Here is a 7134-nt window from a genome sequence, read left to right on the forward strand (position 1 = left end):
GCGCGGAACGGGGGGCGGGCGCCGCTTCGGCCCGGCGGCGGATGAAGGAACCGGCGACCTCCAGATAGGCGGGGCCCGGCGGATTGCCCATGGCGGCGTCGATCAGCCGGTCGACCTCCGCCATGGGATCGCCGTTCCGCAGGTTGGAGGAAGCGCGCAGCATCGGCGCCAATATCGCCGTCTGGTCGATCCGCTGATGGCTGATATAGGCCTGGTCGTCTTCATAGCCGTCCGCGATCAGCAGCATCGCGGCACGATCCAGATCGGAATAGGCGACGCCATTGGCGGCGGCGGCAAGGCCCGGCCCCCGCGTCGTCATCGCCACGCCGGGCGCTCCGGTGATTTCGGCGGTGACGCAGGCCATCATCGCCGCCGACGTCTCCGTCCGCGTCAGGATGAAGCGCATGCCCTGCTTCTCCGCCGCGGCGATGAAGTCGAGATTGCACTCGCCCCCCGGCACGCCGAAGATGAAGCGCACGCCCTTTTCCGCGAGGCGGGCGACAATGGCCTCGCTTACCGTTCCAACGGTCATTCTGTCTTCCTTCCGGGCGCATGCCCTGCCAGATCGGCTCTATCAGATCGGCTGTTCCAAAGTGGGGGCGCTGTCCTCCAGCGTCACCCGGCGCATGTCGCGCGGATATTTCTTGTCGTCATAGCGCGTGCCGCGATGCATGGTGCAGCGATTGTCCCAGATGACGAGGTCCCCGACCGCCCATTGATGCGCATAGACGAACGGGCGCTGGGTGGCGAATTCGGTGAGTTCCCGGATCAGCGCCATGGCTTCGGGACGGGGCCAGCCCTCGATGGCGCCGATATGGGCGGAGAGGTAGAGGGCAAGCCGCCCGGATTCCCTGTGCAGCCGCACCAGCCGTTGCGGCACCGGCGTGCACCGTTCGACCTCCTCCGGGCTGAATGCGTCGAAACCCATCTGCTCGCGGGAATAGATCAGCGAATGACGGGCGATCAGGTCCTTTGCAATGGCCTTGAGTTCGTCCGGCAGATGGTCCCATGCGACGCGGGTGTCGATATATTCGGTGGCGCCGCCGACCGGCGGGATGACGCGGGCCTGGAGCATCGACCAATAGGCCGGCGTCGGCTTGAAGCTGCTGTCGCTGTGCCACAGCAGATTGCCCAGATTATACATGCGCCGCCGGTCGTCCGCGCCCCAGATCCGGCCGTCCGGGCCCAGATTGGAGATGTCGTTGATCTTCATATTGGCGATGCGGCGCCGTTCCTGGTCGACCAGCGTCGGCGTCTCCTCGATGGTGCCGAACTGTTCGGCGAAGGCGGCCTGTTCGTCGTCGCTCATCATCTGGTTGGGGAAGACGACCACGCCATAACGGTCCATCGCGCCCCTGACCGCCGCCTTCTGCTCCTCCGTCAGCGGCCGGCGCAGGTCGATCCCCTCCGCCCGCGCGGCGAAATGGGGATGGACCGGCGTGCATGTCAGTATATCGTTCCTGTCCAACATGGTCGAATGACTGGACATCATCTTCTCCTGTCAATTGCGCGGGGCCCTGGCCCCGAAAGCGATTTGGTACCGGTCACAAACCTGTCTCTCACAAATGCGGCCCCGGTTCAAGCAAGAGACAGGCAGAGATATTTCAGCTCCAGATAATCATCCAGCCCGTAACGCGACCCCTCCCGGCCGATGCCCGATTGCTTGACGCCGCCAAAGGGCGCCACTTCGGTCGAAATGAGGCCGGTGTTGATGCCGACAATGCCGGATTCGATGCCTTCCGCCGCGCGCCAGATGCGGTTGACGTCGCGCGCGTAGAAATAGGCGGCCAGTCCGAATTCGCTGTCATTGGCAAGGGCGATGGCTTCGGCGTCGTCATCGAACTTCACCAGCGGCGCCAGGGGGCCGAAGGTCTCCTCCTCCAGCACCTGCATGCCCGGCTTCACGTCGCGCAGGATCGTCGGGGTGAAGAAGCGCGGGCCGTCGGGGGCGGGGCCGCCGCCCAGCACGATCCGCGCGCCCTTCGCCACGGCATCGTCAACGTGCCGCTGGACCTTCGCGACGGCCCGTTCATCGATCAGGGGACCGATGTCGACGCCGGGGCGGGTCCCTTCGCCGACCCGCAGCTTCGCCGTGGCGGCGGCCAGCTTCCCGGCAAAGGCGTCATAGACGCCCGCCTGGACATAGAAGCGGTTGGCGCAGACGCAGGTCTGGCCTGCATTGCGATATTTGGACTGGATCGCGCCCGTGACGGCTGCATCCAGATCGGCGTCGTCGAAGACGATGAAGGGCGCGTTTCCGCCCAGTTCCAGGCTGAGTTTCTTGATGCTGCGGGACGCCTGCTCCATCAGCAGCCGCCCGACCGCCGTCGATCCGGTGAAGCTGATCTTGCGGACCACGGGATTGCCCGTCATTTCGGCCCCGATCTCCCGCGCATCGCCGGTCACGACGTTGAGAAGCCCCCGCGGCACGCCCGCCTCGTCCGCGATCTGCGCTATCGCCAATGCGGTGAAGGGCGTGAGTTCCGAAGGCTTGAGCACCACCCCGCACCCAGCCGCAAGCGCCGGGGCCAGTTTGCGCGCGACCATGGCGGCGGGGAAGTTCCAGGGGGTGATCGCGGCCACGACGCCCACCGGCTGCTTCAGCACCATGATGCGCCTGTCCGGCATGGGACCGGGAATGATGTCGCCATAGGCGCGCTTCGCTTCCTCCCCGAACCATTGGAAGAAGGACGCGGCATAGGCGATCTCGCCCTTCGCCTCCGCCAGCGGCTTGCCCTGTTCCTCGGTCAGCAGGGCGGCAAGATCGTCGGCGCGCTCCAGCATCAGGGCGGCGATGCGTTGCAGGATCGCGGCCCTTTCACCGGCCGGGCGCGCCGCCCAGGCGGGCATGGCCATGGCCGCCGCCCCTATCGCCCGCCGGCTCTCCTCCCGCCCCAGCGCCGGAACGCGGCCGATGATCCCGCCCGTCGCCGGATTGTCGACCGCGATCCACTCCCCATTGCCGACCCATTCACCCGCGATGAAACATTGTTCGCGCTTCACTGACCGTCCTTCGCCCGCATTCCGCCCGCACCCGCACTCGTCGCATCAATCCTTCAGGCTGCCGGGACTCCATTTCTCATACCACGCACGCGGCGGCACGGTGGTCGGCGTGTCGCTCTTGAACAGGTTGACGAATTCCCGCGTGCGGAAACGCCAGCGGCCATCCTCGCACAGCAGCAGATGGTCGATCTGCTCCGCGATCTGGATCGGCGCGTGGGAGGGCAGCACCGGCACCCCGTCCCCGGCGAACAACATCATGACATTGTTCGTGCGCGCCAATCCGGGCTCGATCAGCTCGGCGCGGAAATTCGCGATGACATGGCGGTTGACGCGCGGCCCCCGGCTCTGCCGCCAGACATAGAACTGATGGATCGCCTCGCGCCCCTTCAGGTTGAAGAAGGTGGCGTCCTCCAGATAATAGTCGCGGGTGTCCAGACCGCCATTGACGTCCACCTCATACCAATAGTCCGTCGCATTGGCGAGCAGGAGCTGGGTCAGCATGATCTTTTCTTCGGATGTCATCGCCAATTCCGTCGTCCTGTCCCTGCCGGCGCTATTGTCGCAGCGGGGATGCCTTCCCGCCGCTCTCTCACAAGAACATAGAATAGGGCATGACGCCCTGTCCGATCACCTTTGGTTATACTCGCGCCAGAATACTTATTTTTTCCGCCGATGGGATTTTGCCACCGAAGATGGCAGGTTGAGGGGCCGCCGTGCGCGGGGCGGAAGAGGAGCAGAAGGTGAAGAGCGGACAGCATGACCGGGCGCTGGAACACTGGCTCGACGGATTTCAGGCCGCGCTGGCTGCCCGCGACACCGGCGGCGTCCTTGCTCTTTTCGCGCCCGACGAATGCTATTGGCGCGACCTGGTCGCCTTCACCTGGAACATCGCGACGATGGAGGGGCGCGAGGCCATCGGTACAATGCTGGACGCGCAGGCCGATCCCGTCCTCCCCTTCACCGCGTGCCCGGAAGGCGCCGCCGCCGAAAGGGACGGGCTGATCGAAGGCTGGTTCGATTTCGAGACCGGCGCGGGCCGGGGCAAGGGCCATGTCCGGCTGAAGGACGGCCGCTGCTTCACCCTGCTCACCGCCCTGCAGGAACTCAAGGGCTTTGAGGAGCCGGGCGGGCGACGCCGGCCGGAGGGCGTCGTCCATCGCGCCATCAAGGACCGGGAAACCTGGTCGGAGGCGCGGGCCGCGACCGCCCGGACGCTGGGGACGGAGGTGCAGCCCTATTGCCTGGTCGTCGGCGGCAGCCAGGGCGGGCTGGCGCTGGGCGCGCGGCTGAAGCGGCTCGGCGTCCCGACCCTCATCGTCGACGCGCTGGAAAAGCCGGGCGATGCCTGGCGCAGCCGCTACAAGTCGCTCTACCTGCACGATCCGGTCTGGATCGACCATCTGCCCTATATCCCCTTCCCGGACCATTGGCCGGTCTATACCGCCAAGGACAAGATGGGCGACTGGCTGGAAATGTATGCCCGGGTGCTGGAACTGGACTTCTGGGGCTCCACCCGCTGCACCGGGGCGCATTATGACGAAGCCGCGAAACGCTGGACGGTGAAGGTCGATCGGGCGGGCCAGGAAATGGTCCTGCGCCCGGCGCAGCTGGTTCTGGCCACCGGATTGTCGGGCATCGCCAACATGCCCGTCTTCCCCGGCGCGGACAGCTTTCGCGGGGTGCAGTGCCATAGCAGCCAATATGCGGATGGCGCGGCCTTTGCCGGCAAGGCCTGCGTGGTCGTGGGTTCCAACAACTCCGCGCACGACATTTGCGTCGACCTCTGGTCGAACGACGCGAAGGTCACGATGATCCAGCGGTCGCCCACCACCGTCATCAAGGCGAGCGCGCTGCGCCGCATTTCCGAAGAAGGCCCCTATTCGGAGAAGGGGATCGCGGCAGGGATCGATACCGACCGGGCCGACCTGATCACCGCATCCACGCCCTTCCGCCTGAAGGAGGCGATGGACCGCCATAATTGCGACCGCATACGCCGGGAGGACGCGGCCTTCTACGAACGGCTGGCGGCATCCGGCTTCCAGTTCGATTTCGGGGAGGACGGGACGGCCATAGCGGGCAAATATATGCGCCGCGCCTCGGGCTATTATATCGATGTCGGCGGCTCCGACCTGATCTGCGACGGAGAGGTCAGGGTGCGGAGCGGCGTCGGCGTCGCCTCCATCGCCCCCGGCGGCCTGGTGCTGACCGACGGCAGCGAGGTGGCGGCCGACGCGATCATCTACGCGACCGGCTACGGCCCGATGGACGGCTGGGCCGAGATGCTGATCTCCCGGGAGGTCGCTGAAAAGGTGGGCCGCTGCTGGGGCCTGGGATCGGGCACCACCATGGACCCCGGTCCCTGGGAGGGGGAGCTTCGCAACATGTGGAAGCCGACCCGGCAGGAGGGGCTGTGGTTCCATGGCGGCAATCTGGCCCAGTCGCGCTTCCACTCGCTGCATCTCGCCCTTCAGATCAAGGCGCGGATGGAGGGGATCGATACCCCCGTCCACCAGCCCGAAGCCGTGATGCGGGCGCCCCTCTGCCTCCCGGAAGACGGCCTCATGGCATCGCAGGGGGCATGAGCGGCGGCTGCACGGCCGCTCCATCCGCAGATCGTTCCAGCCGGGGCAATTACCGCGTCGTCGCGCTGATCGTCGCCAGCACCATGATCATGGAGCAGATCGACGCGACCGTGCTGACCACCGCGCTGCCCACCATCGCGCGGGACTTCCGGGAATCGGTCAATGCCCTCGGCCTGGTCCTGACCGCCTATCTGCTGGCGGTGGCGGCCTTCATCCCGCTGAGCGGCCGGCTGGCCGACCGGTTCGGCGCGCGGTCGGTATTGCGGGCGGCGATACTGGTCTTCATGGCGGGCTCGCTGCTCTGCGCCTTTTCGACATCGGCAGCCCAGATGGGCATGGCCCGCTTCGTGCAGGGCGCGGGCGGGGCGATGATGACCCCGGTGGGGCGGATCGCCCTGCTGCGGGTCACGCGCAGGCAGGATCTGGTTTCAGCGACCGCCTGGCTGGTCACGCCTGCGCTGCTGGGCCCGATGCTGGGTCCGCCCATAGGCGGGCTGATCGTCACCCATCTGGACTGGCGCTGGATATTCTACGTCAACCTGCCGGTCGGGCTGGCGGGGATCGCCGCCATCTCCCTCCATATCGACAATGGCCGCGCCGATGCGCCCGGACGCGCAGACATTCCGGGCTTCCTGATCTGCGCTGCCGGCCTCGGTACCCTGCTGCTCGGGTGCGAAAGCGCGAGCCAGCCCGGACGGCTGGGGCAGGCCCTGCTGCTGCTCGCCGTCGCGGGCATGATGGCCGGAACCTATGTCCGCCATGCGGCGCGCCGGCCCGATCCGCTGCTGGACCTCACCGTGCTGCGCGACCGGTCCTTCCGCCTGTCGCTGATCGGCGGATCGCTGACCCGCATCACCCAGGGCGCGCAGCCCTTCCTGCTGCCGCTGATGTTCCAGGTGGGATTCGGCTTCAGCGCGGCGGTGAGCGGCGCGATCATGCTCGCCACGGCGGTGGGATCGCTGGTGTCGAAGGCCATCGTTTCCCCAGTGCTGCGCCGTCTGGGCTTCCGGCGCAGCCTGATCGTGAACGGTCTGCTGTCCTCGCTCTGCTACGGGCTGGCGGCGGCGTTCCGGGCGGACTGGCCGGTGCCGCTGATGATGGCGGTCCTGACGCTCGCGGGCTTTTTCATGTCCTTTCAGTTCTCGGTCTACAACACGGTGGCTTATGAAGGCGTGGAGGCGGCGCGGATCAGCCGTGCGTCCAGCCTCTATTCCACATTCCAGCAATTGCTGCTGTCGCTGGGCATCTGCACCGCCTCCGTCGCGATCCAGGCGAGCATGGCCGTCCGCGGATCGGCCACGCCCCACCGGGAGGATTTTGCCGCCGCGCTGGTCGCCGTGGCCCTGATCTCGCTGTCGGCTTTCTTCGTGAACCGGCGCTTCGCCCCGGATGCCGGATCGGCCATGAGCGGCCATGTGCCGCGTGCGGAGCAGGACAGACCGAAATGAGCGCTATTGGCCAATCCAAGACCTTCCCCTCCCGTAAACGGGAGGGGTTAGGGGTGGGCGCGAGCGTAGCGAGCTTCTGACTTAGCCGTTGCAAAACAGCG

6 protein-coding genes are annotated in these 7134 nt (G+C 66.7%); 2 read left to right on the forward strand and 4 right to left on the reverse strand.

The features are described from left to right. The 4 genes from K7W03_RS25985 to K7W03_RS26000 all read right to left on the reverse strand — a co-directional run. A partial coding sequence (locus K7W03_RS25985; RefSeq protein ID WP_222887802.1) for a thiamine pyrophosphate-binding protein occupies positions 1–532 on the reverse strand: 532 nt, incomplete at its 3' end. Positions 533–574: 42 nt separating this feature from the next. Beyond that, positions 575–1492, reverse strand: coding sequence for a TauD/TfdA dioxygenase family protein (locus K7W03_RS25990; protein WP_222887804.1), 918 nt, complete (start codon positions 1490–1492; stop codon positions 575–577). A gap of 86 nt (positions 1493–1578) precedes the next feature. After that, positions 1579–3003: an NAD-dependent succinate-semialdehyde dehydrogenase gene (locus K7W03_RS25995; protein WP_222887806.1), complete on the reverse strand. Its 1425-nt coding sequence runs from the start codon at positions 3001–3003 to the stop codon at positions 1579–1581. 45 nt (positions 3004–3048) lie between these two features. Further along, on the reverse strand, positions 3049–3525 hold the full coding sequence (locus K7W03_RS26000; RefSeq protein WP_064232706.1) for a hypothetical protein: 477 nt from the start codon (positions 3523–3525) through the stop codon (positions 3049–3051). Between the two features lie 191 nt (positions 3526–3716). Between K7W03_RS26000 and K7W03_RS26005 the strand changes: the two genes are divergently transcribed. Both K7W03_RS26005 and K7W03_RS26010 read left to right on the forward strand, forming a co-directional pair. Further along, positions 3717–5585 (forward strand): NAD(P)/FAD-dependent oxidoreductase, encoded by a 1869-nt coding sequence (locus tag K7W03_RS26005; protein WP_319024347.1) that lies wholly within the window; start codon positions 3717–3719, stop codon positions 5583–5585. Next, entirely contained in the window at positions 5582–7033 is a 1452-nt protein-coding gene (locus K7W03_RS26010) for an MFS transporter (RefSeq protein ID WP_222887808.1), read from the forward strand. Before K7W03_RS26005 ends, K7W03_RS26010 begins: the two co-directional genes overlap by 4 nt. Positions 7034–7134 lie beyond the last annotated feature (101 nt).

The sequence above is a fragment of the Sphingobium sp. PNB genome (genome assembly GCF_019873065.1).
GTDB classification, from domain to species: domain Bacteria; phylum Pseudomonadota; class Alphaproteobacteria; order Sphingomonadales; family Sphingomonadaceae; genus Sphingobium; species Sphingobium fuliginis.